We start from the raw sequence: 26,310 nt of genomic DNA, 5'->3' as shown, positions 1-26,310 counted from the left end.
GCTTTTAGAGCGTGCGGAACTCTAGGATTCCAGTAGTGAAAGCAGGTAGCTCCCGTATCCGCTCTTCAGTAGCGGTTCCGCGCGCTGTCGCAACTCATCGTCGCTGAGGAACCCTTGACGCCACGCAATTTCTTCGGGGGAACCAATCTTCAAGCCCTGCCGACTTTCAACAGTTCTGATGAAATTAGAGGCGTTGTTGAGGTCCTCGAAGGTTCCGGTGTCCAACCAGGCAGTACCGCGGGGGAGGATCTCCACCTGCAACTTGCCCCGTTCAAGGTAGGTGCGGTTGACGTCGGTGATTTCCAACTCGCCACGGGGCGAGGGCTTGAGAGCCTTCGAAATTTCCACTACGTCGTTGTCATAGAAGTAAAGGCCTGGGACCGCGTAATGGCTCTTTGGCTGCTCAGGCTTTTCTTCCAGGGAGATAGCAGTGCCGGATTCATCAAATTCAACGACACCGTAGGACTTTGCGTCCTTGACCCAGTAGCCAAACACGGCACCACCGTCAATGGCAGCGTGACGACGCAGCTGAGTACCCATGCCCGGGCCGTAGAAAATATTGTCGCCCAACACCAAGGCCACGGTTTCATTGCCAATATGGTTCTCGCCCAAGATGAACGCTTGGGCGAGACCATCAGGTGACTTCTGTTGGACGTAGCTGATGGACACACCAAACTGAGAACCGTCACCTAGCAACCTCTTGAACTGCTCGGCGTCGTGTGGTGTAGTAACTACTAAAATGTCCCGGATTCCAGCCAAAATAAGGGTGGAAAGCGGGTAATAGATCATGGGTTTGTCATAGACGGGTACCAGTTGCTTGCTGATACCATGAGTAATTGGGTGCAGTCTCGAGCCAGTTCCGCCCGCAAGAATAATTCCGCGCATACAGCAATCATGGCCGCAAGCGTTGTCATAACGCAAACGTGGAGGGGCAGGGATGCCGTCCACGTTCCACATTAGCAATACCATAATTGCGTTGAATTGCAGCGCCGTTCAGCAGATCACAAGTTGGAAGATTAGGTACTCATTGAGCAGCAACAAACTGTCAAGCGACGCAACCACGAAGACTTGGTTTGGCAACCGCCTTGACCCGCGGCACAACAGCCTGAATATGATCCGGTTGTTTCTTGCCTTTGCTGTCCTTGTTCACCATAGCTGGCCATTGACTGGCGCACCCGGTGAGCTGGGATTTGCCGGTGAGACAGTAGGAGGGTGGGCCGTTGCCGGCTTCTTCGGGATCAGCGGATACCTGATCACTTCCAGCCGCTGGTCAAATGCGTTGGGACCCTATCTGGTGAACCGCATTGCGCGAATCATGCCGGCCTTTTGGGTCTGCCTTCTGGCAATTGTGGTGTTCTTTGCACCTGTTGGATATTTGGTCGCCCACGGAACACTGCGCGGTTACCTCACTTCTGGGCACTCTCCAATCAACTTCTTGTTTTCCAACGCGTTTCTGCAAATGAAGTTCTATGATGTTGCGGGAACTCCCTTGAATGTTCCATATGCCGGAGCATGGAATGGCTCACTCTGGAGCCTGTATTACGAGTTCATTTGCTACCTCCTGATCGCGGCATTGGGAATCTTTGCTTTTGTGCGCCGTTCCCGCTGGCCACTTACCGTGGCGCTTGCCCTCTCGATTGTCGCTAAAGCCAATATCGGCACCATTAATCGCCTGACCAACGATAATTTCGACGTTGTTTTATTGCTTCAACTATTGCCGTTCTTTCTCGCTGGCGCTGTGTTGTTCGTGTGGAAGGACAAGCTCGGCTTCCACTGGATTCCTGGCATCTTGTCGTTGGTGGCTGCATTCTTCATTTCATCAACCATTCCCGTCTGGGGTGTGCAAGCCTCGGCTCTTTTTGTGGCCTATGGCATCATCTGGCTCTCCACTGTTCTTAAGCAACCAGCCCTGATTGCCAAAAACGATATTTCATACGGTGTATATATTTACGCCTTCGCTGTTCAGCAGCTACTCGCAGTCTTTGGGGCACAACACTGGGGCCTACTATGGTTTAGCGTTGCCGCTGCAATTCTCACGGTACCGCTTGCCACAGCTAGCTGGCTCTGGGTAGAACGCCCCGTCATGCGCCATGTTCGTCTGCGGAAGGGTGGAAAAGAGCTGGGAAAGACAACTTCAGGCCTCGTTTCTGAACCCGCGCCGAACATGATCTCAAATCCTGAAAGGGAAGAAGTTGCAAACTGACTCCGGCGGAGGCGTGACCAGGAGCGGACTTCGACGATCTAAGGCTGTCAGGCATCCTTCCTTAAGGATTATTGGGGCATCGGTACTAGCCGTTGTCGTTTTCACAATTGTGTTCTACCTACGAGCGCAGGGGTACCTCTACGGTGCCTGGACGATACCAGCTCTTTTGTTTCTTCTAGCTCTGATTCCCGTTTCCAATCACCTTTCGGGGCGAATATTGTGGACTTTGTCGGTAGTATTTGGCATTGTCCCGCTCCTCTGGTGGATCCCACTTGAGTGGTCAGGCAACATCCGCTCCTCCTTGCTCTTCTCGGCCGTCGCCGGTGTCGTGGCATTTTGTGTTATCTGGTCGCAAGGTAACAACGTCACCGGACGAAGCATTTTACCTAAGATTCGCTCAATTGACGTGGTTCCGGTAGCGGCAGCGGGGGTTGGCGTTCTTGTTTATGTTCAGCAGCTGATGGTGCGGAGCGTGGACGATGCCATGTCGCTGATGCTGATGGCCTGGGACAATGCCTCCCATTTCAACATCTTCCACATGCAACGACTTCACGGGTCGGTTCTACCACTTGCAGGGCTGGCTGGTGACGGAAGTCGCTGGGCCTTTTCAGACTATCCACAGAGCTATCACAGCGCTCTTGTCCTCGTGAGCGAGATCGCTCGAAAGACAAGCCCACAAGATTGGGAAGCAGACGCTGTCACGTACGTTAATTTTACGGCCGTGGTGAACATAATGGTCGTGCTCTTGGTCGTTGCCGCGATTTGTTCGCTCCCGGGGCTCCGGAAAAATCCTATTATCGGCATTCCAATTGCCACGCTAGTGGCGAGCGGGTGGCTTTTCGGGCCCGGGGCGCTGGCCTCCATGCACGGGTTTCCGAACTTCTTCTTCACGACGGGACTGGTCGCCGCTGCGATCGTGCTGTTCCATTCGATGCAACGCGTCTTTGATCCGCTTCCACTGATTGCTGCAGGTGCATGCGTTGCAGGCGTCGTGCAAAATTGGGCATTGTCGATAGTCTTTCTCATTCCGTGCGTAATTGCGGTGGTTTTTATAACGAAAAAAGGCCGGTGGAAGGCAAACCGAGGTGAACTTGTCATAGCTGTGTTGCTAGTTGGCGTCGTTGCTATGGCAGGGTTAACCGCAGTGGGACAACTCTTGACAGTGGCGCCAGACGACATTCTGTTCGCCGCTGGTGGTGTACCAGATCCCGATTTTGGGCTCTTGCTTGCGTTGCTCCTGATGCTCGTCAGTGCGTCGATCTTTATGCAGATCGGCAAAGGTCCCAATTTGCCATCTCCAAAGAGGACACAATGGAGCCTCGGTTCTGTCTGGGCAGGCACAGCTGTCGTCGTGGCCATGGCCGCTGCGCAACTCATAAAGACGGGGTCCGTTAGCTATTACACCCAAAAGTTCTCGATCGCTCTTGCTCTCATCGCCCTTCTTTGTTTGGGCATCGCAGCAAACGGGATTGTGGAGCGCACGGCATGTCTCGGCAGAGTTCGTACTTTTAGCAGCTCTCCGAAGCTTCTTGCCACCGCTGTGGTCGTGTCGTTGGCTTTCACACAGGTTTTCGGGTTCGCTTTCCCGTTCAAGCCCATAGGACTACCGCCAAGTTCCGAATCTGGATTGGAGGCCGCCAAACAAATCCAGTCTAAAATGGACGGTTCAGCGGCCAACGATAATCTTCTCCGAGCTGTACGCCAGAGTGTGAGCCTCGAAGGGCCGGTCATGTACCTTACTACGAATCCCGGTGACATAGACGTCATTTTGGCACAGCAGTGGTTCGATGCACTTCGGGGCAACTACTCCGAACATAGTTGGAAGCTGTCCCTGAACATGTTTCCGCTGAGTGGGGGACCGGACAATTTGACTAAAGTTGTCACCGACCTCAGATTTCAAGATCCATCAGTTCGCATAGTTGTTGATCCGGAGAATCAGGCAGCCCTTGACCAGATTCTGACAAAGCATCAGTAGATGGACTTCTTGTCGGTAGGAGCAACGAGGCCTCGACTCGGTAGTTGCCGCCGTTGGGCCGGTGTCCGATACGGGCAAGCCATAGGGACGTTTGTTCGGCCACGAGTAACGGGAGTCTAGTGATTTCGGACAGGTGCCGTTGCAGCAGGCGAGGGCCAATGACGTTTGCAACATTCGAATTGGTCCCTTAGAGACAACCGCTACTAAATACGAAAACACTAAGCCGCCGGCACTGCGGCACAATAGAGAAACATAACCAGTGGGCCTGTCTTCTTATAGTACTAAGGGCCCTTATTCAGCTGCCCGTCAAGAAAGTCCGAAACTTGACTCTAGAATCTGAGGAGTGACAAAAGCATATGCCACAAGTAATTGACAAACTTTAGTGTTGTAACTGACTAGATGTACCGGACAGGGTTCGTGAAACGCGGAAATTGGGGCGGCTCGACATGAATACAGAAATTTTGGAATTACACCACGAGCGGATTGGGCTGCAAGTGCCTGCTCACGGCTTCCACCGGCAGCAGATTCTGGCTGCTGTGGTCTTGGCTGTGGTGGTATTTGCGTTCATTGTCATTCTGCGCGCTTTGGGTCTCTTGTATGGTTTTTGGATTTTGGGGGCCCTTGGTGTCATGTTGGTCCTAATCCCGGTGTCCAAACACTTGGCAGGGCGGATGCTGTGGGCCTTGACAGTAATATTTGGTTTTGTTCCACTCTTGTGGTGGTTGCCGTTTGAATGGCCGCAAAGTAGTAGATCTACTGCTCTACTGGCCGCGGTAACTGCCGTGGTTGTTTTTTTCGCCGTCCGGGTTAGCTTTAAGCTTGGCGGCGTGCGCCGCCTGCTCCCAGAGTTCCGTCTGTTGGATGCGGTTCCGTTTCTTTTTTCGTTGGGCGGCATTTTTGTCTTCTGGCACGGTCTCATGGTCCGACAGGTTGAAGACGCGTTGGCGCTCATGCTCATGTCGTGGGACAACGCATCACATTTCGACATTTTTCACATGCAGCGCAACTATGGCACCGTCATCCCACTGTTGGGGGCAGCACCCGACGGAAGCAAATGGTCACTCAATGACTACCCTCAAGGCTTCCATAGCGTGTTGGTCTTGCTCACGGAGCTGGCTCGCCCTCGCCCAGTTGGAGACGGCGCAGCTGACGTAGTCAACTTCGTAAATTTCACGGCTGTAGCTAATGTGCTCGTTGTTGTACTGGTGGTATCCGCAGTTTGTTCACTGCCTGCTTTAAGAGCGAATCCGCGTGTCGGCATCCCAGTTGCCGTCCTGGTTGGCAGCGGATGGCTGTTTGGCTTTGGGGCATTGGCCTCGATGCACGGTTTTTCGAACTTTGTATTCACGACAGCACTAGTTGTTGCAGGGATTATTTTGAGTCATACAATGACGCGGATCATTGACCCCATCGCGTTTGTAGCAATGGGTGCTTGCGTGGCCGCAATTGTGCAGAATTGGGTCCCATTGATAGTTCTTTTGGTTCCCAGTATTTTGGCTGTGCTTTTCATTAGTCCAGGAAGACGTTGGCGAGCAAGCGGTAGAGAAATAGTGGTAGTTGCAGGTGTGACTTTACTTGTCGGGGTAGCGGCGGCCACGGCGGCCGGGCAGATACTTGCGATACAGCCAGCTGGAGTTCTTTTTGCCTCGGGAGGAGTGCCGGAAGCCAACTTAGGGACGTTGATAGCCATCCTGACCGTATTGGGCGCCGCGTCTCTAATATTCGGGGCGCAAAGTCCTGTCTCCTCCGAGATCAGGCGAACGCGTTGGAGCATCAGCGCGGTGTGGGTGGGCCTTTTAGTTGCTTGCGGTATGGCTGTGGCTCAGCTGAGCAAGAATGGTGCTTTGAGCTACTACTTGCAGAAGTTCGCCATTGCGCTGGCGCTAGTGGGGGTCGTCGCCTTGGCTTTTGTAGCCAGTGGTTCTCTAAGTCGTAGTCCGAAAGTCGGGGAACAGATGTCCGCGTCCCGCTCAACTCGCACTATTGCGGTCTCGCTGCTGCTTTCAGTCGGTGCATCTCAAGCTTTTGGATTTATTCTGCCGCTCAAAGACATTGGGATGGCTCCTACGTCTCACGCTGGAATCGAGTGGGATAATCAGAGAAAAACCCTCGCTACTGGATCTCCGGCTGCTCAGAGACTTATTCGGGCAGTAGAGAAAAGCTCGGGGCTTCAAGGTCCTGTTATGTATCTAACAACGAATCCATCTACAGTTGATCCGGTACTGGCCCAACAGTGGTTTGACGGGCTACGGGGCAACTATACAAATCTTGGTTACGGATTATCCGTGAAAATGTTCCCTCTCAGCGGTGGAGTGGAAAAACTCGGTGAGGTTGTCCAAGCGATTCGTACCCAAGCCCCCTATGCCCACTTGGTGGTGGATCCGGAGAACCAGGCTATCCTTGATCAGGTTCTGGGCCATGCTTCGTAGCTGAGCTTCAGCGCATCTAGACGAGAAGGCGCCGTACACCAAAGAGCGTACGGCGCCTTCAACGTTTGAGGACTAAGCAGGCCGTACGTCCGGCTGGGAATCAATCCAATCGGCCAGCCGCGCAATTCCTTGCTCGAGGTTGAAACGAGGTGCCCAATCCAGGACGCTAGTGGCGGCGCTAACATCTGCCCAAGCATGACGGACGTCGCCCTGGCGGTACTGGCCCGTCACGTGGGGCGCAGGGGCACCGTAGCGGGCGGCGATAGTTTCTGCCGCGGTTCCGATGGTTTGGAATTCCCCGGAACCGATATCCAACGGTGTGGGGTGCGTTCGCGCAGATGTGGCGCCGGCTACCACTGCCGACGCAACGTCATCAATGAGGATAAAGTCGCGTCGAACCTGGCCGTCTTCATACAACGGGATGGATCTTCCTCCCATCGCCATTCGGCAGAAAAGGCTCATGATGCCGGTGTAGGGGTTAATCAGTGATTGCCCCGGACCGTAGACGTTCTGGAGACGCAAGATGGCGGTTTCAACTCCGTAGGACTTTGCCCAGGCCTGCAGGATGTGTTCCTGAGCCAATTTGGTGGCGCCGTAGACGCTGACAGGCGCGGGGAAGACCTCAGATGCCTTCATGGCCGTTGGCTCTGCATTCGGGAAGTCCCACTCGGACTTGTCCAATGTTTCGCTGGTGCGCTGTCCTGGGTAAAAGAATGCGCCTTCGGAATTCCGCCAAGCACCCTCGCCGTACACTGCACGGCTCGAGGTAAGAACAATGCGGCGCGGAAGCGCATTGTTGCGCAAGAAGCCATCAAGTAGCTGCGAAGTACCTACAACGTTGACGTGAGTGTGGCGTGTCGCTTCCTCAAGTGACTGTCCGGTTCCCGTTTCAGCGGCCAGGTGGATGACCACATCCGGCTTGAGGTCAGGAAGCACGCGGTCCCATGTGGAGGCTTCGGTGATGTCCGCGACGATCAGCTCAACACCGTCGGCCAAACCTTCTGGACGTGAGCCAGATTCGTGAATCTGCGGATGGAGGTTGTCGACTACAACAACTCGCCCGAAGGATTCGAGCAGGGACGCGGAAATGGCGCATCCAATGAATCCTGCGCCACCTGTGACGAGGACAGTTTCCGAGCTGCGGTTGGCGGAATTTTGCATTATTGGTTTTCCTTCTCGAAATGCTGAACAAGCCTAAGACTAGGCAGAAAAAAGACTATGAACCGAAAGCGTGGCGGGAGAGTGTTCCAGCCGCCTTCGTATCCCACGCCAAGAGGGCTTTAGGCACTAGCGCTATAGCATGGGCCCTTGAGGTCAGGCGCAATTTGGCAGCCCTCTCAGCCTTGGTCCACCCGAGCTCGCGCGCTTGACTCGCAGCAAGGGCAAAGTAATCCCGCTCACCAATGAAGCGTGAACCGTCGATCAGCTTCGAGGACGAGGCGCTATTGGAATGCCTGCGGTATGCAAAGCACACAATTGGATCGATCAACAACTGATCGCCGGCATAGATCATATCCATGATCAAAGCCAAATCCTGAATGATCGGGAAACCATCACGGAAATCAACGGCTTGGATTCGATCAGTGCGGAACGCCAGCGCTGGCCAGTAGAGCCAGTCACCGTGCATGAGGTTCGCGGCAATGAACTCGCCTGAGACCAGCTGTGAGCCGTTGCCGTGGGGGCGGACAACACGTTGCTTTATGACATCAACCATGGTCTTGACGACTTGACTATTTTCATCGATAACCTGAACTCCAGGCTGGATGATTGCAGCCCCCGGGAACCGCTTGTGTGCGTCCAATATGGTCTCTACATAGTTGGGCAAAAGCACATCGTCGCACCCCAATATGACCATGACTTCTTCTGTAGCCATTGAAACGCAGGTTCGGTAATTTTCCGTGATCCCGCCGTTGTTTTCTTTACGGATATATCTAATGCGGGGGTTTTGAAGTTCGCTTAGGAAACGCTCAATTTCACGATCAGGGTAGGCGTCGTCCACTACCGTAAGGTTCCAGTCGTCGCTGTTCTGGGCTAGAACACTATTGACTGTTTCTTTCATGTAACTGGGGTCTCCCCAGTATGGAATGAAGATGTCCAGAGGCATTGTGGTAGTTCTCTTTCTTCCAGTAAACCAGGGTTGAGTTTAGAGGGGTTAATCGTCGTTTTGCGGAGGGGTTCCAGAGGCGGAAGCAATTATTTGAGAATTCAGTGCTTCAACTTTGGATTCGAGTTTCTCGAGTTGGGCTCGAAGGATGGCGGCTTCCTCGGCCAAGATGCGGGTTTCATCTTCCACAACGGAAATCTCCCAGGACAAGTGGAGACAAACTCCCAGCGCCAAGACAATGCTCAGAGCAAAAAGGAGATTGGACGGAACTTGTACATACAAAGCCTGCGCAACAAATTCCAGCAGGCGCGGGAAGACGGCCAGGATGAGCATGGCCATACCAACGACAAGCCATAGGGCTGCGTATTTCTCGCGGATTTTCTTGCGGCGGAGCATGTCCAGAACGAGTAACACCACGGTTAAAGAAAGTACAAAGGCAGCGAGAACCGACATTGCCTAGCTCACCTCTAATTCTGTTTCGGCAGGGGTCAACGTCGACGGTTTTCTGGTCAACGCAAAGAACAAGGCAAAAATGCTGCGGCCCAAGTAGACGGCTGCCTTCAATGGATTGTGGCTGGGAGTTCCGGCTTGGCGTGCTCGCATCTCAACGGGCACCTGGGTGACTATGCATCCGGAACGAATGGCAACAACCAGCGAATCAATCGTGTCGCCTAGATATTCCGCGGGATAGTGATCCAAGTACTGTGCAACGCCACGCCTGTTGGCCGCGCGAAAACCGGAGGTGACATCTGTCAGTCGGGTACGGGCTAGGCGGGAGATGGTTTTGGCTAGAAAAACCATCGCCCATTTGCGCGGACCGCTGACGGTGTAGTTACCTTTGTCAGCGAACCTGGCACCAATCGAAATATCAGCCTTGTCAAGGCCTTGCAGGACAACAGCGATGTCTTTTGGGTCGTGTTGCCCATCGGCGTCAACCTGAATTACCGCATCATAGTCGCTACGGTGAGCGTATTTGAACCCTGCTCGCATGGCACCGCCAACGCCGAGGTTGAAGGGTAGGTCCAAGACGGTGGCACCAGCAGTGGCTGCAACCAAGGCGGTGTTGTCCGTTGAACCGTCGTTGACGACTAAAATGTCGTAGTTTTCACGGAGTGCCAAGACCTCACGGACAGTATTGCCAACGGCTAGCCCTTCGTTCCAAGCCGGCATGATGACAAGGACACGTCGTCGAATGGGTGGGGTCATGGTGTCTAATCTATACCAATCGGGTTCGGAGTTGCTGGGGAATGAGTTCATGTGGCACGGCCAAAGCGTTGGTTAGTCACTGTTTAGTCCAAACCGTATCGGTTCGCGGAATAGCGGAGATATATCTTGGAGAAGACTGATGGAGCCACTTTGAGCAACAGCGCGGCTGCGGCAAACTTCGGTTTGACACGGCTTGTTGCTAGGATCCGCGACATGCTCAGTGACTTTCGGCACTCGTCGATGGTTTTCTGAGCGGCGGGCTGGTGTTTGAGCTTCATGATGGCGCTCTGGGCAACGATCATGGTGATTAGAAGATGCATTGAGGCGTAGAAAGGCATGTACTTGCCGCTTCGGTACTGAGCGGGAAGGAGTTCTTCTAGTTCGGCCAATGCTAAACCGGTGTCGTCTTGTGTGGGAATACGCCCCCACGTCAATGAACCAGTGGAGATGTAGTAGCGGTGAAGTGGAGATTCAATACTTCGTACTAGCCTGGCCCGCGGATAGAGAATAATATTTACGGTCATATCTTCGAAGCGGGTTGAGCCCAATGGATAGCGGACGCCTTCAAAGAGCGTTCGCCGGTAAACCTTGTCCCAGGTGAAGGGAAAGATCTGATCCAGCATTGCGGCTTTCATGGCATCCAAGCCTGACAACTCGCCTACAAATTCGCTGTGTCTTGGCGTTGCGCTGCCGTCCGTGCGGATGACGTTATGTCCAACGATGGAAATATCAACGTTGTCGTCCAATGAACCAAGGTGTGCTGACAGGAAGTTCGGTAGATACTCGTCATCGGCGTCTAGAAACGTAACAAAAATGCCCACTGCGGCATCAAGGCCGGTGTTTCTAACTCCGGAAAGACCAATGTTTTGGGGAAGGTCAATGACTCGAATTCTCGAATCGGCTGCTTGTTCTGCTATTGCGTTAACAATTTCCAATGTGTTATCGGTGGAAGCGTCGTTGACGATGATTAATTCGAAATCATCAACGGACTGGCCTAGGACGCTTCTGATGGCACGTTCAACAGTTTCGGAGACGTTAAAGGATGGCATAATAATGGAAAATTGGGGGCTATTTTTCACTGCGATTCAATCGGCTCGGAGGTTGCAAACGTGGGATATTTCCTATTTTGGCGGACCGCAATGCCAGCCGCATGGATGATGGATCCAATAATAGGGCCAATGGACAGGCTCAGAATCACCGTTAATTCCAATGAGATGGGCAATAGCAGGATCGCAATTGATGCCACGGTGGCCGCTATCCAGCCAGCTAGATAAAGCCGGTGCCGTCCCAGCGCCATGGCAGCCGTACCCGTCAAGGTAAGTACTGCCAGGAAAGCCGCATCCATGGTTAGAGCTCCGAGGACCCAGCCGTCAACCGAGTAACTGGATCCAAAAATGAGCATGATGTAGGGTCCCAAGAACGCGGCCGCCCCAGCACCGATCAGACCAAGGACTAAGATGGCCGCGAAAGGCTTAGCTAGTACTCTATGTGCCGGACGCGACGAATTAATCAGAGACGTCATTGCCACGCCTTGGAATGCCTGTAGTGGGATCATTATTGGTGCCCGTGTGAGCGAAATAGCCAGGAGCAGCGGCGCGGCTTTGGCGAATTCACTTGGCTCAGCCAGGAACTTGATGACTGCCGGGAATCCCGTGATGAGAAACGCGGATGCGGCCGCTGTGGCAATTGCAAAGAGGCACTGGATGACGTATTTGAGTATTCCAACGTCCGCGCGGGCCCGCGTCCCGCTTCGTCCGCCCTTGGTGAAAGCGGCAAAGCCCAGCCACACGAGAGTTCCAGTGAGAACTGCAAACTCTAAGCCTGCCAGATTGCCCACAAGAAGGGCGGCGCCAGCAATGACTGCCAGGCGGACCACGGCTTCGCTGGCGGATAGAGCCGAATACGTTTTCCACTCTTCCAGGCCAGAGGTAGCGCCAGCCAATCCGACATGCCCCGCGTAGAGCAAAACGGCCAAAGCTACAGCCACCCAGAGCATCGGACTGGCGCCGGGAACTAAAACTGGCATCCACGCTGGGCTTGTTGCCAAAACTACGATGGCTGCAACGGCGCCGATGAGGATTGACATGGCCAATACGGGTGCACCGTGGGATTCTGGCAGTTCTGTTTTCAAAGTTCGAGATTTGACCGCTCGTGTTGCCTCAGCCATGAGGCCGGTGAGGGCTCCGAATAAGCCAAGGATGACGCCCCAGAACGCCAAAAAGTTGGCGTTGTCTTCCGCGGAGAGTGTATGAGAGGAAATGAAAAGCACTAAGTAGCCACAAAGTGCGGCAACTATTGAGGACAGGCCAACGGCTGAGAAATTACTCTTGTGTCCTGGTTTCGAGCTGTCCACTAGTGCCCGGTGCCGATGAGTGACGTGAGCTTGTCCCAGACCTTGATGTTGCACACATTGCTCCGCGTGAATGAGACGCGAATTTGTTTCCCGTCAGCTATGCCAAAGACATCTGCAATGTTCTGGTCATTGGTACCAGTGCAAACGTGTTCGTCATTCGGTTTTGGCGTTGACTGGAGTAGTTTGCCCGAGGCGAGTACGGCGGCACATGCCATGTCGCCTTCAGGAAAGTTGGTGCCTTCAACGGCTTTGGTCCCGTTGCACGATAGCTGACGAGTGGTCACGGCCATGGCGTTACCGCTGAGCAAAGTGATTGTCAGCATGGTGTCTACTGCGGCTGTCGGGGCGGGATAGGGCACCTCGCTGGGAAGGGCCGAAGGTGTTGAAGTAGCGGATGCCGGAACTGTATTGTCGGTGATGGTGCAGCCGGTAACAAGGGTTGCTCCGGCAATGAAAAGGACACTACTTGCCCAAAGTTTCTTCAAGGTGATCCTCCATATATTGCGTAACTAGACTACACCAACTACTTAAGCCCAGAACGGTGGGGTTGGGGATCCGGCTCGGGGATGAATCCGGCCGGGATTCACCAGATGGGGCAGATCTCGAGCACTTGAGATTAGTCCCATCTGGAAGCAGGCTCCCACCAACTCGCTAGCGGCGGCTAACAGTTACACCCTTTGACGAAGTCCACGTTAGCGACCCGCCTTCAAAGTCCTGCCGGCAGGAAGTCGCGGTGGTGCAGTATTCACTGTTTAGGGGATAGCCCAACCAACCGTTCTCAAAGCCCAATGATCCCCAAACTGTCCGGATGGAGCCATTAGGGCTCAGGGTCGTTCCGATTCCTGGCGCCCAAATGAGTGATCCTGCCTCATATGACTGGTAGCATCCGCCATCTCGAAGTGTGCAGTACTCGTCGCCTACGGGATAGCCAAGTCGGCCATTCTCGAATCCAAGGGAACGGTATGTTTCCCGAATACCTCCAAAGTAGCTTGGTTGAGCCCCGGTGGTGGGTGACCAAAGAATAGCGCCGCCTTGAAACATCTGATAGCAGCCTCCGCCTTTTAGCCCGCAGGCTTCGTCAGATACTGGATATCCAAATCGTCCGTTTTCAAGCCCGTGGGCTGAATAAGTTCCCCTGATTGCATTGAAGGCAGAGGTTTTGGCTCCGCTGGACTGAGACCATAAAATAGCTCCGCCCTCAAACATCTGGTAGCAGCCGGCATCGCGTAGTCCGCAAATTTTGGAAGAAGTCGGGTACCCTAAGGACCCTGCCTCATATCCGGACTCACCCCAGTGGTCGCGGATAGGTCCGAAGGTGCTCATTTGGGCTCCCGTTACGGAGTTCCATAGAATCGCGCCGTTGACGAACGCTTGGTAGCAACCGCCCCGGACTAAGGTGCAGTAGATTCCACTCGTTGGTGATCCAACCGAAGGGTTGGAAGCTGCAGCAATTTGGATTTGTTGCTGAGGCGAAAGAGGCCCTGTAGTGGCCAACTTCAAAAGATCAGCATAGGTTCCATTAAAAACGTTTTGGTCGCCGGGGAATGTGGCTGGAATCGACTGATTCTGGTCGGCATAGTTATTGGCGTACTGCCAGATTGTGTGTTTTGGCCATTGCCCTGGCATCCACGGGCTGGAAGCGTAATACGCGGCGATCCACAGCGGATTGGTGTTGGCAAACGCATTGCTTCCGCCGAGGCACTCTTGCCAGTAGTAGTAACCCGTGTAAATAACGGGGTCCACGCCAGTTGATGCCTTGATGGTGTTAGTGAAATCTCTGACCCAGTTGACCAATGCCGCCGGGCTCATTCCGTAACATTTGTTGGTGCCGTCGGTCGCTACCCGAGGGTTGTCCTCGATGTCCAGGGCAGGAGGCAGCGTAATCCCGTCTGCCGACCAGCCGCCGCCGGAGGCAAGCATAACTCTGGCCTGTGACGCGCCGCTGGAGACATTTGGAATGGCGAAATGGTAGGCACCGCGAAGTAGGCCCACAGATGCCGAGCCGTTGTATTGCTGGGCGAAAAAGTTGTTCTTCGCCTCAGTGCCCTCTGAAGACTTTACGTAGGCAAATTGAGCCCCTGCTCGTCTTACGGCGTTCCAATCGATCGTGGGTTGCCAACCGCTGACGTCTAGGCCTAGGGGCTTGCCTTCCGTGCCGGAGGGTTGTTCACCAACGGTCGGTGCTGCAAATGTGGAAAACAATCGTGATTTCGTGGCTGCTGGCTGCGGTGCGTTCTTGCCAGCTTGCCCCATGACGGCGCCGGCATCGGAGACGACTTGTGACTTCGCGGCCGTGGACTCGGTCGGAGCACTTGTGCTTGGCGTGGTCGAGGGGCTTGAAGAAGGTGTGGGCAGCACTTCAGGACTAGGTGATGTGCCAACAGAAGGCGTCGCTGCTGTATCGGGTGCCTCTGAAAGGCCTAGTGTGTTTGATATCGCGGGAGCGTCGTTGGATGACTCGTTGGCCTGCCTCGACTTGCTTGCGGGGGACGTGCTATCTGGAGAAGCGAACACTTGAGCGGGCCCGAGGCCAGCAAACACCATCGTTGCGATGGCCAGGGCTGCAAGCCGCGCGGATACAGGACTGGATTTCATGAGTTCCTTGTAAGTAATCAATTTTCTGGTGTACTCCGGCGAAGCGGCACACGGGATTTTCCGCAATGGGAATAGCGGAGCACTCGTTCGTTTGTCAATGTTACCTGGGCGGCGCGTGAATGCGGGGTAAGTAGACGCCTAAATTGAGTGCGGTGCCGCGGTTAGGATTCCCGGAAGTAACCCTTCAATACCCGTATGCTGGAACAATGCGAAATCTCATTGTGACCGGCGGCGCCGGATTTATCGGCTCCAACTTTGTCCACTACGTCCTTGAAAACACTGACATGAACGTGACGGTGCTGGACAAGCTGACATACGCCGGAAACCTGGCCTCCCTAGACGGGCTGCCCGCAGATCGCTTTACCTTTGTGCAGGGCGATATCTGCGATGAAGAGCTGGTTGATGGTTTGGTGGGTGGCGCGGATGCTGTGGTGCATTACGCGGCTGAATCGCACAATGACAACTCGCTGCATGATCCCCGCCCGTTCCTGGATACCAACATTATTGGCACGTACACGCTGATCGAGGCGGCCCGGAAGCATAACAAGCGTTTCCACCACATCTCCACCGATGAGGTGTACGGCGATCTTGAGCTCGACGATCCGCAGCGGTTCACTGAGTCCACTCCTTATGCCCCATCCAGCCCGTATTCCTCCACGAAGGCCGGCTCGGATTTGTTAGTCCGTGCGTGGGTGCGTTCTTTTGGTTTGCAGGCCACCATCAGCAATTGCTCCAATAACTATGGCCCGTACCAGCACGTGGAGAAATTTATCCCGCGCCAGATCACTAACGTGATCGACGGTATCCGTCCCAAGCTGTACGGCAAGGGCGAGAACGTGCGTGACTGGATTCATGCCGACGATCACTCCTCAGCAGTTCTGGCAATCCTGGAAAAGGGCCGCATTGGCGAAACCTACCTGATTGGTGCTGATGGGGAGAAGAACAACAAAGACGTTGTTGAGCAGATCCTCACACACATGGGCCTGCCGGCCGATGCCTACGACCACGTTATTGACCGTCCGGGGCATGATCTTCGTTACGCCATCGAGTCGGCGAAGTTGCGCACCGAACTGGGTTGGACGCCGTCGTTCGCTAACTTTGATGCAGGCATCGAGGACACCATCAAGTGGTACCGGGAGAACGAGTCCTGGTGGCGCCCGCAGAAGGCTGAGACCGAAGCTAAGTACAAGGAACAGGGCCAGTAGACCATGAGCATTGAGTTCTCCAAGAAGCTTGTAGCCACGCCAACCACGATTCCCGGCGTGGTTCTGTATGACCTTCCGGTTCATGGTGATAACCGTGGTTGGTTCAAGGAAAATTGGCAGCGCGAGAAGATGGTGGCCCTAGGCCTGCCCGATTTCTCCCCGGTACAGAACAATATTTCCTTCAACGAGAAGGCCGGCACCACGCGCGGTATTCATGCCGAGCCGTGGGATAAGTTCATTTCCGTCGCGACCGGGAAGATCTTCGGCGCCTGGGTTGATCTGCGTGCCGGCGAGTCCTTCGGTGCGGTGTTCACGGCCGAGTTGGATCCTTCGCAGGCCATCTTCATCCCTCGCGGTGTGGGAAACGCTTTTCAGACGTTGGAAGACAACACCGCGTACACGTACCTGGTCAATGACCATTGGTCTGCCGACGCGCAGGGCCAGTACACCTTCTTGAACCTGGCCGATGAGACCGCCGCCATTGCGTGGCCGATCCCGCTGGAGCAGGCTGAGCTGTCCGATAAGGACAAGGCTCACCCGCGTCTGGGCGAGGTTGTCCCGATGCCCTCGAAGAAGACGTTGGTGCTGGGCGCTGACGGGCAGTTGGGTAAGGCGTTGCGGTTAGCGTACGACGGCGATGCAAGCGTTGATTTCGCCACTCGCGCCGAGTTTGACCTCACCGCGGAGGCTTCCTATTCGGCGAAGAACTGGAAGAATTACTCGACCATTATTAATGCCGCCGCGTACACGGCCGTTGACACGGCCGAGACCCCCGAGGGACTTGCAGCTGCATGGGCGATCAACGTCACCGCTGTGGCGCGATTGGCTAAAGTCGCCGCCGCCCATGGCATTACTTTGGTTCATGTTTCCAGCGACTACGTCTTTGACGGTACCGCGGAGGTTCATGGCGAAGACGAAGTCCTTTCGCCATTGGGTGTCTATGGCCAGACGAAGGCTGCCGGCGACGCTGTCGTTTCTGTGGTGCCCAGGCATTACATTGTGCGCACCAGCTGGGTCATTGGCGAGGGCAATAACTTTGTCCGCACCATGGCTTCTCTTGCTGAGCGGGGGATCTCTCCGGGCGTGGTCAATGACCAGATTGGCCGGTTGAGCTTTACCGAAGACATCGCCGCCGGGATCAAACACCTGCTCGAGACTGGGGCGGACTACGGTGTGTATAACCTGAGCAATGATGGTGAGCCGCAGTCCTGGGCCGAGATCGCCGCGGACGTCTACGAACTTTCGGGGGCGGACCGGAACGCCGTGACTGGGGTCAGTACTCAGGAGTACTTCAAGGGCAAGCAAGCGGCACCACGCCCGTTGAACAGCACCCTGAACTTGGACCGCATCAAGGCCACAGGATTCACCCCGGCGGCATCCCGGCACCGTCTCGCCTCATACCTGGCCAAGTAGAAAAGGACACCATGAAAGTTCTGGTCACCGGCGGCGCCGGCTATATCGGCTCGCATACAGTACTTTGTTTGCTGGAAGCCGGGCACAGTGTCGTCGTGCTTGATAACTTGGCGAACTCATCCCCGGAATCATTGCGTAGGGTCGAAGAACTCACAGGCAGGCACCCAGAATTTGTTGAACTGGACCTGCTGGACGCCGCCGGTGTTGACGCATTATTCTCAACGGGCAACTTTGACTCAGTGATCCACTTTGCCGGTTTGAAGGCGGTGGGGGAGTCAGTGGCCCAGCCGCTGCGCTACTACCAGAACAACATTGTGGGCACCCTGACCCTGCTGGCATCCATGGACAAGCATGGCGTTCGCACTCTGGTGTTCAGTTCGTCCGCCACCGTTTATGGTGCCAGCGAAGAGGTACCGCTAATCGAGAAGATGCCGTTGGATGCGACTAACCCGTACGGGCGCACCAAGGAGCAGATCGAGGACATTCTCACGGACTTGGGTGCCTCGGACCCCACCTGGCGTGTGGCGCTGTTGCGTTACTTCAACCCGGTTGGTGCCCATGAGTCTGGCCGCATTGGTGAGGATCCCACCGGGATTCCCAACAACCTGCTGCCTTTCGTTGCCCAGGTTGCAGTAGGACGCCGGGAAAAGGTCATGGTGTTCGGCAACGATTACCCAACGCCGGACGGCACCGGTGTGCGCGACTACATCCACGTTATGGATCTCGCCGCAGGCCACCTGGCAGCTCTTGACTACCTGCCAACCCACCAGGGAGTGTTCACCTGGAACCTGGGCACCGGCAACGGGTCTTCAGTACTGGAAGTAATCCAGGCGTTTGGTGACGCCGCAGGTAAGCCAGTTCCGTTTGAGTTTGCCCCGCGCCGACCGGGCGATGCTGCGGTCAGCTATGCGGACCCGTCGTCGGCGTTGGCCGATCTTGGATGGTCGGCGCATCGAAATCTGGCACAGATGTGCCAGGACCACTGGCACTGGCAAGAAAGCAATCCGAACGGCTACGACGCTTCCTAGGAGTTACTGGTGCCCTGCGTCAGGTCAGGGCACCAGACCGCACGGTTTAGGACGAGAGTTGTTTGAACGCCACATCCATCAGCTCGGCGGCCCGCAAGTTCAGCCGGCGTGACTCGTCCAGGTCACGGTTAAGGGTCAGGACTTTGCGCTGAAGTTCCTGAAGATCGTGCTCCAGGCGAGCTATGCGACGCCCTGAAGAACCAGCGTCGTGTGCTTCGGTTCCCTTGCCGCGCATTTCGCGCAGTGTGCGCGCCACCTTCCTGGTCACCCGCTGGGGGAAATCTAGGACACTCATTTTGTGGGGACCTTTCCCGATGATGTAGCTGATGGTTGTACGGTCTTGCTCAGGGTCCTTGATGAATCGCGACTTCACAATCTTCAAGTTGTAGAAGGCCAGCCGTCGCCGGAAGTCCCACAAATCGAAGACCTTTTCTCCATCTGGCTGGTAGGGGTCCCTGGATTCTTCCGTGGGCTGTGGACTGCGCATTTGCAGGTAGGCCCGCCCGCCACGATCAAGCAGATGGGACAACACCATCAACGTGTTGTCCCTTCCTAAAAAGTGCAGATCCTCCAACAGGTTCTTGGAGACCACCTGAATCGGGACGCCCGGTCCTGCGAGTGCGGCCGCCTGTTTCACCAGTTGGGCCATGTCTCGGATTGAGCACACATTCGCAACAGTGAATTGGGCCAAGGAGTTCAACGGTTCTCGGTTGCCAGCCGCCGATCCGGAGCGGCTGCGGGCCGTGGCAATGGCCGGACGGCTGTAGTCGCAGGCCAGCACATGGTGCCCGGCGGCCGCCAGAGCCAACGCGTCCGCCCCTAGGCCGCAGCCCACTTCCAGCACCGTGGATCCCGGCTCCAGTTCCGCGATGAGCCACGACGACAGTGCCGACGCCGCAGGCTCCTGATCCCGACTGATCAGCCGGCGGTGGTAGTCTTCCCAATCCTCACGAAATTTGTCGAAGTGGTTCAACCACCAGTAGAAGCGCCGTTGTGCAGCGTCGGGAGTGTGGAACTCGAAGGCAGGATCCGGTGTCCGCCATGTAGGCCCATAAATGGCCCGTAGCATCTGCTCTGAGTTCGCAGGAATGGGCAACTGGAGCTCACCGGCCGTGATGGTTCCAAGAGGGAAAACGGTGACGTCTCGTGAAATCTCCCGCGCGTGAAAAGTGCCGTAAAACCATCCCTCGGCGACAAAGTAGGTGAAGATGTCCACATAGTATCCGTCGGTGAATTCTGTCCCACCAAACATGACCTGCAAGTGGCCGCTTGAGTGACGCACGGTCTCCAGCCCGTGCTCGGCAAGAACGCGCTCCACCTCATAAGATTCCAAAACAATGTCACTAGGGTTCTCATGCCTGCTGACATAAGCCAGGTCGGCGTCGTCGTCGTTGGCGATCAGCTTCCCGTCCCGAACCAAACCCAGTAGCGTCCCGCCGGTGATGAATAGATCCAAGTCCATCGTGTCGGCAAGCAAAGTAATGAGTGACTTTGCGGATGCCAACACGTCCGTCATTAGCCGTGTGTTCACCGACTCAAATGACTTGGCCATTCGTCCCCACTTGTTCACCACCAATTCGGTGCCACTAAGTGGATCCAAGAGCTGTAGTTCATCTGAGTGGTCGCGGAAGCGCGCGGTCCCTTCGGCTACGTACGACGCCGGCAGGCCAAGTTCTTGCAAAATCTCCAGTTTCGCTACGCTTGTCCCTGAAAGATGTGGGACAAGTGCGGGAGGCCAGTCAACAGTGAGCCGTCCAAGCTGCGGGTCCCACTGGGCTGGATCAACTCGAAATGTCCAGATCCGGCGTCCCCCAAAAAACACGTTCGCCAGTGCACCCACGGGGGTTGGAAACTCGGAATTCACCCCCAGAGCGGCTTGTAGGCCAGCGATACTGGCTGTCAGTGAACTAGTCACAGAAGCACTTCATTAAATGTCGGGATGGGATCGTTCTGCGGCAACCGCAAATCGAAGATATGACCTGTATCCGCGGATGCAAGTACAGAAGCGCTGGCCGTCGCTACATGGGTGCTGCCGAGCAGCGTAGACGGATCTTCCTCGCCAAATGCGGCTGTTCGCATTGGGGTAGAAGTGCGGGAAGGATTGATGCAATTGACCCGGATATGTTCGGGTGACCATTCGTCGGCGAGAGCCTGCATCAGGTTCACCACGGCGGCCTTCGTTGCTGAGTACACGCTGTAGTTGGCCCTTCCCCGCGTGTACGAGCTGGAGGTGTAGAACAGAAGGGAGCCCGACGAGGCCCGAAGATATCGATAGCTCTCCTGGGCTACCACGATCGCGCCGGTCAAATTCGTACCAAGGCTGGCCTCAAGGTCCGAATCATCCATTTCCATCAGGGGCCCCATGTGGAGGATCCCGGCAGAAAGAACCACGTGGTCAATTCGTCCGCTGATATTGTGCGATTGTTCCAGGGCACGACGGACCTCGGCTCGATCTTGGATGTCGGTGCCGTTCTCGCCGCGGCTGAATCCGTGGACAGTGGCTCCGGCCCGGCGCAGGAGCGATGCTAGTTCCTTGCCGATGCCGGAACTTGATCCAAAAATGACAATGCTCTGGCCCTCCAACAATTCCAGCGACTGGGCGTTGCCGGGGGCAGAGAACTCGCGGAGTTGGAAAAGTTTGTCGGCAAGATGGATATCGACTGGCTGGGTGATCTTGATGTTGGCGTCGCTGCCCTCTACCACCACAATCGGGACATCCGGCAGGTATCTCAACACCACCGAGCAATCATCGGTGGCCTCAAAATCAGGGTCTGTTCCAGCAATTTCATACGCCTGGGCCAGAACGCCGCGCCGGAAACCCTGAGGAGTCTGACCGCGGCGAAGTGAACTGCGGCGCGGAACCCCGGTAATACGGTTCTGTACATCGACTTCAATGATGGTGTCGGCCGACGCAATGGCCGTATCGACGGCGTCGTATTCGTCTAAGGCGACGACACACGCTTGGATGATGTGGTGGTCCACCAGTGGTCGGACGGCGTCGTGAAAGAGGACCTTGGCGTTGTCGTCACTGATGGCGGCCAAGGCGAGTTGAGTCGACTTATTGCGTGTGGAGCCCCCAGGCAGAATTTTCGTCAGCTTTTCAAACCTTTCGGAATCCAGAATTTTGTGGGCTGTCGCCACATGGCCGGGCTCCATCATCACCAGAATGGAATCGATGCAGGGAGAGCTATTGAATACATCCACGGCGTGCTCAAGGGACGTTCGTCCTGCCACAGGAATGAGCTGCTTCGGAATGGAGAGTCCTATCCGGGCCCCAACGCCACCCGCCAAGATCACAGCAACCGTTTTCCCTCCGGAACCGGACGTGGCGGCAGGGCCTGCGGTCATGGATTCTGGATCATTTTCGACTGTGAGCATCTCCTTCAAAACACGCATGTGACTTAACTCACCAGCGTAATACCGTTGGCTGGAGAAAAGGTCTGGTCGACCTAGACGTTGTTTATGAAAGCGGGCCGGTTTGCGTCTATTAGTTTGGTTCCCGGGGACCAAGAACGTGCCCTCATCGTCAGGAAAGGTACGTTGGTGGCAAAGCTCGATACTGTAGTCCCAAGGCATGGGCCGCAGCTCCACCCAGGCCATCCAGCAGATTCGAGAGATTAGGCGACCACAACGTGAAGATTGCTGTCATCGCACTTGGCAAGATCGGCCTACCGCTGGCTGTCCAGTTCGCCTCTAAAGGACACGACGTGGTGGGCGTTGACGTCAACCAGGCCGTGGTGGATCTGGTCAACGCCGGGATGGAGCCATTTCCGGGCGAGGCTCACCTGCAGGAGAAGCTCTCAGAGCTGGTTCCTGCTGGTAAATTGCGGGCGACGACGGATTATGCCCAAGCGGTCCCCGGCGCCGACGCCGTGGTGCTTGTAGTGCCGCTCTTTGTTGATTCAGAGGCCAATCCGGACTTTGCGTGGATGGATGCGGCCACCGCGGAGCTGGCCCGCCACCTCACGCCAAACACGCTTGTCGCCTACGAGACCACGTTGCCCGTGGGCACCACAAGGACCCGCTGGAAGCCAGCCCTGGAGGCAGGCTCTGGCCTGGTCGAAGGCAAGGACTTCCACCTGGTGTTCTCCCCGGAGCGCGTGCTGACCGGCCGTGTCTTTGAGGACCTGCGCAAGTACCCCAAGCTGGTGGGCGGCCTGTCAGAGGCTGGCGCGGCAAAGGCCATCGAATTCTACGAATCGGTCCTGGATTTCGACGACCGTCCCGACCTGGACCGCGGCAACGGCGTGTGGGATCTGGGCTCGGCTGAAGCCTCCGAATTGGCGAAGCTGGCAGAGACCACGTACCGCGACGTCAACATCGGGCTGGCAAACCAGTTTGCGCGCTACGCGGCCAAGACCGGGATCGACATCTACCAGGTCATCGCCGCCTCCAACTCACAGCCGTTCAGCCACATCCACCAGCCCGGCATCGCCGTGGGCGGGCACTGCATCCCCGTCTACCCGCGCCTGTATCTGTGGAACGATCCCGATGCGACCGTGGTGCGCGCCGCCCGCGCCGCCAACGCCGGCATGCCCGACTACACCATCGGACTGCTGGAAGGTGCCTATGGCGAGCTGACAGGGGCACGCGTCGTCGTGCTCGGCGCAGCCTACCGGGGAGGCGTGAAGGAAACCGCATTCTCAGGCGTGTTCGACGCCGTCGACGCCATCAAACGCCGCGGCGGAACGGCACTCGTCCATGACCCCATGTACACGGACGAGGAACTGGCCGCACTCGGGTTTGCGGCCTATCACTGGGGTGATCCAGTGGATGCGGCGGTTGTGCAGGCTGACCATGCCGAATACCGCGCACTGGTTCCTGCTGATCTACCAGGTATCAAGGCCTTCATCGACGGCCGGCGCATCAGCTCCGCCGAAAAGTGGCCCGGTGTCACCTACCGCGTCATCGGCAAGGCGTAGTCAGGACGTGCGGGTCGTCGTCTTCACCACTTGGTATCCCGACGCCGGTGCGCCGTCAACGGCTCCATTCAATCTAAGCCACGTCCAAGCACTTGCCGGCAGACACGATGTACGGGTCATCCATGTCAGGTTGGGTGGTGCCGGCGCCGTGATCGCGGAGGACTTTGGGGGCATACCCGTCACCCGGATACCCCTGTCGCCGCGGCGGCCGTGGAGTTACCTTGCCCTGATTCGACACACTGCCGCTGCACTCAAGGAGGCCGACATCCTGCACACCATGGCCTTCACCTCGGTGGCCGTGGCCGCTCCGATCCAAGCAGTTATGCGGACTCCCTGGGTTCACACCGAACACTGGAGCGGCATGGCGGAACCGGCGCGTGTGTCCTGGCTGTGGGCCTGCTTTTCGTGGCTTCGGTACCTCCTGAAGCTGCCCGACGCCGTCACGGCCGTCAGTCATGCCCAGGCGGAGCAACTGCGAAGGTATTCACGCAAGGGTGCCGTCACTGTGGTGCCTAACGTCGTGGACATCAAGGGTGTGCTGGTAGAGCGCGGACGCGGTGCCAGCGGGGCCGTGAAACTGGTGGGGGTAGGAAGTCTCATCAACCGCAAGCGACCCGAGCTTGCCGTGGCAGCCCTGAGGATCCTGCGAGCAGGGGGACTGAACGCATCCCTGACATGGGTGGGCGACGGCCCCTTGCGGGGAGAACTGGAAATACAAGCACACGACTTGCAGGACTGTTTCACCATCACCGGTAGGGTCTCCCCGGAACAGGTCCACCAAGAATTACGCGGTGCTGATGTGTTTGTGCTGCCTACGGCCCATGAGACGTTTTGCATGTCCGCGGCCGAGGCCGTCGCGACAGGCGTCCCCGCGGTAGTGACAGACCTTCCCGCCGTCAGGGATTTCTTGACGGCCCAGAATAGCGTCCTTGTCAGCGACACCACTGCAGCAGGCTATGCCGCCGGCGTGCGCCTGGCACTAGAAAAGTTCGAACACGTGAGCCCGGCGGCCATCGCGGAAACGCTTACAACACGCTTTTCCCCGTCTCTCATTGCCGAACAGTTCTCCGCTGTCTACTCTCAGGTAAGGCACGCCCGGCAATGACTGGAACAATGGGCATGAAACTCTAGAAGACGGTTACATTGGGCACATACCTTTGAACGTAAACCATTGATCAAAAGAGGGGACGCCGGGGATGACGAGCATCGAAGCCAGCGCAGACGTATCGGAGCAGGCAGTTCTTGGCAGTGGCACCAAGATCTGGCACCTCGCCCAAGTTCGTGAAGACGCCGTCCTTGGCACCAACTGCATTGTCGGCCGCGGTGCTTATGTTGGCCCCGGTGTGCAGATTGGTGAGAACACCAAGATCCAAAACTACGCTCTGGTCTACGAGCCTGCCGTGCTGGGCAAGGGCGTCTTTATTGGCCCTGCAGTGGTATTGACCAACGACAGTTATCCTCGCGCGGTATCCCCAGATGGGAGCCTCAAAAGCTCCCACGACTGGACTCCGGTTGGCGTCACCGTTGGCGAGGGCGCTTCTATCGGCGCCCGTGCCGTATGCATCGCTCCGCTGACCATTGGCCGGTGGGCCACCATTGCGGCAGGCGCCGTGGTTACCAAGGATGTTCCGGCCTTCGCCTTGATGGCAGGTGTTCCTGCACGCCGGAGGGGATGGGTCGGGAAAGCTGGCTTCCCGCTCGTGGAACGAGATGGAGTCTGGGTTTGTCCAGAAACGGGTTCTACCTTCGTTGAAAACGGAGATTCTTTGGTGGAAGCAGAGGCATGAGCCAGGATTTCATTCCCGCAGCAAGACCCATCATCGGCGAGGGGGAGCGTGCAGCTGTCGACGCCGTGATGGCCTCCGGCATGTTGGCGCAGGGGAGCGAAGTGGCTGCCTTCGAAACTGAGTTCTCTTCCGTTCTTTTGGACGGCCGGGCCAGCGTTGCCGTGAACTCCGGAACGTCGGGCCTGCACCTAGGACTGCTCGCCTGCGGCGTGGGGCGCGGGGATGAGGTCATCGTCCCTTCGTTCACCTTTGCTGCAACCGGCAATGCGGTGGCGCTGACAGGTGCCACCCCGGTGTTCGCTGACATTGAGCTGGATCATTACACGCTAGATCTTGCCCACGTGGAATCCCTGATCACAGAGAACACCAAGGGGATCATGCCGGTGCACCTTTACGGGCACCCGTTTGCTGCCGAGGCTTTCGCGGCGCTCGCCGTCAAGCACGGGATCGACCTGTACGAGGACGCAGCCCAGGCCCACGGTGCCGCCGTCAATGGCAAGAAGGTGGGCACGTTCGGCAAGTTCGGGATGTTCAGCCTGTACCCCACGAAGAACATGACCTCCGGTGAGGGCGGCATGGTCTCGACGTCGGACGCCACTGTGGAGCGGAACCTGCGCCTGCTGCGCAACCAGGGCATGGACAAGCAGTATGAAAACGAGCTGGTGGGCTTTAATAACCGCATGACCGATCTACACGCAGCCATTGGGCGCGTCCAGTTGACCAAGGTAATGGGCTGGACCAAGCAGCGCCAGGACAATGCTGCCTTCCTGACGGCAAACCTTGAAGGCGTAGGAACACCCCAAATCGCCGAGGGTGCCGAGCATGTCTACCACCAATACACCATTCGGGTTCCTCACGGCCGGGACGATATGCATGCCCGCCTTCGTTCGGAATTCAATATTGGATCTGGTGTGTACTACCCCGTGCCGAACCATCGCCTGCCCTCCTTTAACCGCACCGAGGACCTCCCGAATACGGAGGTTGCCGCCAGGGAAGTCCTATCGCTGCCTGTCCACCCGTCGCTGTCACCGAACGATCTTGAACGCATCGTGACAGCCGTGAACACCATTGTGAAAGCAGGTGCCTAAGC

General features: G+C 56.4%; 21 protein-coding genes. 10 read left to right on the top strand and 11 right to left on the bottom strand.

Annotated features, from left to right (window positions below; translation table 11 throughout):
- Positions 1 to 21 precede the first annotated feature (21 nt).
- Positions 22 to 885 (bottom strand): glucose-1-phosphate thymidylyltransferase RfbA, encoded by an 864-nt coding sequence (rfbA, locus tag CXQ94_RS10130; RefSeq protein ID WP_104089476.1) that lies wholly within the window; start codon positions 883 to 885, stop codon positions 22 to 24.
- A 142-nt stretch (positions 886 to 1,027) separates the two neighbouring features.
- Between rfbA and CXQ94_RS10125 the strand changes: the two genes are divergently transcribed.
- From CXQ94_RS10125 to CXQ94_RS10115, 3 genes are all read left to right on the top strand, one after another.
- Entirely contained in the window at positions 1,028 to 2,203 is a 1,176-nt protein-coding gene (locus CXQ94_RS10125) for an acyltransferase (protein ID WP_181034164.1), read from the top strand.
- Between the two features lie 226 nt (positions 2,204 to 2,429).
- The gene (locus tag CXQ94_RS10120; RefSeq protein ID WP_146070274.1) at positions 2,430 to 4,178 is read left to right on the top strand and encodes a hypothetical protein; all 1,749 of its coding nucleotides are present in this window, start codon (positions 2,430 to 2,432) and stop codon (positions 4,176 to 4,178) included.
- 446 nt (positions 4,179 to 4,624) lie between these two features.
- A complete protein-coding gene (locus CXQ94_RS10115) occupies positions 4,625 to 6,607 on the top strand; it encodes a hypothetical protein (RefSeq protein WP_104089470.1) in 1,983 nt (660 codons plus the stop codon).
- A gap of 72 nt (positions 6,608 to 6,679) precedes the next feature.
- Here the strand turns inward: CXQ94_RS10115 and CXQ94_RS10110 are convergent, their stop codons facing one another.
- The 8 genes from CXQ94_RS10110 to CXQ94_RS10075 all read right to left on the bottom strand — a co-directional run bounded on the left by CXQ94_RS10110 (position 6,680) and on the right by CXQ94_RS10075 (position 14,886).
- Positions 6,680 to 7,768, bottom strand: a complete 1,089-nt coding sequence (locus tag CXQ94_RS10110) for an NAD(P)-dependent oxidoreductase (protein WP_104089468.1) — start codon at positions 7,766 to 7,768, stop codon at positions 6,680 to 6,682.
- Between the two features lie 55 nt (positions 7,769 to 7,823).
- Positions 7,824 to 8,711, bottom strand: coding sequence for a glycosyltransferase family 2 protein (locus CXQ94_RS10105; RefSeq protein ID WP_104089465.1), 888 nt, complete (start codon positions 8,709 to 8,711; stop codon positions 7,824 to 7,826).
- Between the two features lie 48 nt (positions 8,712 to 8,759).
- Positions 8,760 to 9,164, bottom strand: a complete 405-nt coding sequence (locus CXQ94_RS10100) for a DUF2304 domain-containing protein (protein ID WP_104089463.1) — start codon at positions 9,162 to 9,164, stop codon at positions 8,760 to 8,762.
- Between the two features lie 3 nt (positions 9,165 to 9,167).
- Positions 9,168 to 9,917, bottom strand: a complete 750-nt coding sequence (locus CXQ94_RS10095) for a glycosyltransferase family 2 protein (RefSeq protein WP_104089461.1) — start codon at positions 9,915 to 9,917, stop codon at positions 9,168 to 9,170.
- An 83-nt stretch (positions 9,918 to 10,000) separates the two neighbouring features.
- Positions 10,001 to 10,996 carry a glycosyltransferase family 2 protein gene (locus CXQ94_RS10090; RefSeq protein WP_104089458.1) on the bottom strand — a complete coding sequence of 332 codons (996 nt, stop codon included), beginning with the start codon at positions 10,994 to 10,996 and terminating at the stop codon, positions 10,001 to 10,003.
- Positions 10,993 to 12,048 (bottom strand): hypothetical protein, encoded by a 1,056-nt coding sequence (locus CXQ94_RS10085; RefSeq protein ID WP_181034163.1) that lies wholly within the window; start codon positions 12,046 to 12,048, stop codon positions 10,993 to 10,995. The genes CXQ94_RS10090 and CXQ94_RS10085 overlap by 4 nt, the downstream gene beginning before the upstream one ends.
- 221 nt (positions 12,049 to 12,269) lie before the next feature.
- Complete coding sequence (locus CXQ94_RS10080; protein WP_104089453.1) at positions 12,270 to 12,755, bottom strand: hypothetical protein; 486 nt, start codon at positions 12,753 to 12,755, stop codon at positions 12,270 to 12,272.
- A gap of 166 nt (positions 12,756 to 12,921) precedes the next feature.
- Entirely contained in the window at positions 12,922 to 14,886 is a 1,965-nt protein-coding gene (locus tag CXQ94_RS10075) for a GH25 family lysozyme (RefSeq protein ID WP_181034162.1), read from the bottom strand.
- 185 nt (positions 14,887 to 15,071) lie between these two features.
- Between CXQ94_RS10075 and rfbB the strand changes: the two genes are divergently transcribed.
- Genes rfbB through galE form a run of 3 tightly spaced genes read left to right on the top strand, consistent with a single transcriptional unit; the run spans position 15,072 to position 18,511 of the window.
- Positions 15,072 to 16,070: a dTDP-glucose 4,6-dehydratase gene (gene rfbB / locus CXQ94_RS10070; protein ID WP_104089445.1), complete on the top strand. Its 999-nt coding sequence runs from the start codon at positions 15,072 to 15,074 to the stop codon at positions 16,068 to 16,070.
- A 3-nt stretch (positions 16,071 to 16,073) separates the two neighbouring features.
- The gene (locus CXQ94_RS10065; protein WP_104089442.1) at positions 16,074 to 17,483 is read left to right on the top strand and encodes a bifunctional dTDP-4-dehydrorhamnose 3,5-epimerase family protein/NAD(P)-dependent oxidoreductase; all 1,410 of its coding nucleotides are present in this window, start codon (positions 16,074 to 16,076) and stop codon (positions 17,481 to 17,483) included.
- An 11-nt stretch (positions 17,484 to 17,494) separates the two neighbouring features.
- Positions 17,495 to 18,511: a UDP-glucose 4-epimerase GalE gene (gene galE / locus CXQ94_RS10060; protein ID WP_104089439.1), complete on the top strand. Its 1,017-nt coding sequence runs from the start codon at positions 17,495 to 17,497 to the stop codon at positions 18,509 to 18,511.
- A 46-nt stretch (positions 18,512 to 18,557) separates the two neighbouring features.
- On the opposite strand, the gene CXQ94_RS22875 is transcribed toward galE, so the two are convergent.
- The gene (locus CXQ94_RS22875; protein ID WP_104089436.1) at positions 18,558 to 20,426 is read right to left on the bottom strand and encodes a methyltransferase domain-containing protein; all 1,869 of its coding nucleotides are present in this window, start codon (positions 20,424 to 20,426) and stop codon (positions 18,558 to 18,560) included.
- Positions 20,423 to 21,889 carry a bifunctional cytidylyltransferase/SDR family oxidoreductase gene (locus tag CXQ94_RS10050; RefSeq protein WP_258066960.1) on the bottom strand — a complete coding sequence of 489 codons (1,467 nt, stop codon included), beginning with the start codon at positions 21,887 to 21,889 and terminating at the stop codon, positions 20,423 to 20,425. The genes CXQ94_RS22875 and CXQ94_RS10050 overlap by 4 nt, the downstream gene beginning before the upstream one ends.
- 254 nt (positions 21,890 to 22,143) lie before the next feature.
- Here CXQ94_RS10050 and CXQ94_RS10045 point away from each other — a divergent pair, with 254 nt between their 5' ends.
- The 4 genes from CXQ94_RS10045 to CXQ94_RS10030 all read left to right on the top strand — a co-directional run bounded on the left by CXQ94_RS10045 (position 22,144) and on the right by CXQ94_RS10030 (position 26,308).
- Positions 22,144 to 23,433 carry a nucleotide sugar dehydrogenase gene (locus CXQ94_RS10045; RefSeq protein ID WP_104089433.1) on the top strand — a complete coding sequence of 430 codons (1,290 nt, stop codon included), beginning with the start codon at positions 22,144 to 22,146 and terminating at the stop codon, positions 23,431 to 23,433.
- A gap of 7 nt (positions 23,434 to 23,440) precedes the next feature.
- Positions 23,441 to 24,538: a glycosyltransferase gene (locus CXQ94_RS10040; protein ID WP_181034161.1), complete on the top strand. Its 1,098-nt coding sequence runs from the start codon at positions 23,441 to 23,443 to the stop codon at positions 24,536 to 24,538.
- Positions 24,539 to 24,629: 91 nt separating this feature from the next.
- A complete protein-coding gene (locus CXQ94_RS10035) occupies positions 24,630 to 25,220 on the top strand; it encodes an acyltransferase (RefSeq protein ID WP_104089427.1) in 591 nt (196 codons plus the stop codon).
- Positions 25,217 to 26,308, top strand: coding sequence for a DegT/DnrJ/EryC1/StrS aminotransferase family protein (locus CXQ94_RS10030; protein ID WP_104089424.1), 1,092 nt, complete (start codon positions 25,217 to 25,219; stop codon positions 26,306 to 26,308). Before CXQ94_RS10035 ends, CXQ94_RS10030 begins: the two co-directional genes overlap by 4 nt.
- The last annotated feature ends 2 nt before the right edge of the window (positions 26,309 to 26,310 follow it).

The organism is Arthrobacter sp. GMC3, from assembly GCF_002929305.1.
GTDB lineage: Bacteria > Actinomycetota > Actinomycetes > Actinomycetales > Micrococcaceae > Specibacter.
This window is presented reverse-complemented; position numbering and strand designations above follow the sequence as displayed.

What these genes read in the sequence shown, in the direction of transcription:
- rfbA (WP_104089476.1), bottom strand. Translation starts at nt 885, where the DNA reads ATGCGCGGAATTATTCTTGCGGGCGGAACTGGCTCGAGACTGCACCCA.
- CXQ94_RS10115 (WP_104089470.1), top strand. Translation starts at nt 4,625, where the DNA reads ATGAATACAGAAATTTTGGAATTACACCACGAGCGGATTGGGCTGCAA.
- CXQ94_RS10110 (WP_104089468.1), bottom strand. Translation starts at nt 7,768, where the DNA reads ATGCAAAATTCCGCCAACCGCAGCTCGGAAACTGTCCTCGTCACAGGT.
- CXQ94_RS10105 (WP_104089465.1), bottom strand. Translation starts at nt 8,711, where the DNA reads ATGCCTCTGGACATCTTCATTCCATACTGGGGAGACCCCAGTTACATG.
- CXQ94_RS10100 (WP_104089463.1), bottom strand. Translation starts at nt 9,164, where the DNA reads ATGTCGGTTCTCGCTGCCTTTGTACTTTCTTTAACCGTGGTGTTACTC.
- CXQ94_RS10095 (WP_104089461.1), bottom strand. Translation starts at nt 9,917, where the DNA reads ATGACCCCACCCATTCGACGACGTGTCCTTGTCATCATGCCGGCTTGG.
- rfbB (WP_104089445.1), top strand. Translation starts at nt 15,072, where the DNA reads ATGCGAAATCTCATTGTGACCGGCGGCGCCGGATTTATCGGCTCCAAC.
- CXQ94_RS10065 (WP_104089442.1), top strand. Translation starts at nt 16,074, where the DNA reads ATGAGCATTGAGTTCTCCAAGAAGCTTGTAGCCACGCCAACCACGATT.
- galE (WP_104089439.1), top strand. Translation starts at nt 17,495, where the DNA reads ATGAAAGTTCTGGTCACCGGCGGCGCCGGCTATATCGGCTCGCATACA.
- CXQ94_RS10050 (WP_258066960.1), bottom strand. Translation starts at nt 21,889, where the DNA reads ATGCTCACAGTCGAAAATGATCCAGAATCCATGACCGCAGGCCCTGCC.
- CXQ94_RS10035 (WP_104089427.1), top strand. Translation starts at nt 24,630, where the DNA reads ATGACGAGCATCGAAGCCAGCGCAGACGTATCGGAGCAGGCAGTTCTT.
- CXQ94_RS10030 (WP_104089424.1), top strand. Translation starts at nt 25,217, where the DNA reads ATGAGCCAGGATTTCATTCCCGCAGCAAGACCCATCATCGGCGAGGGG.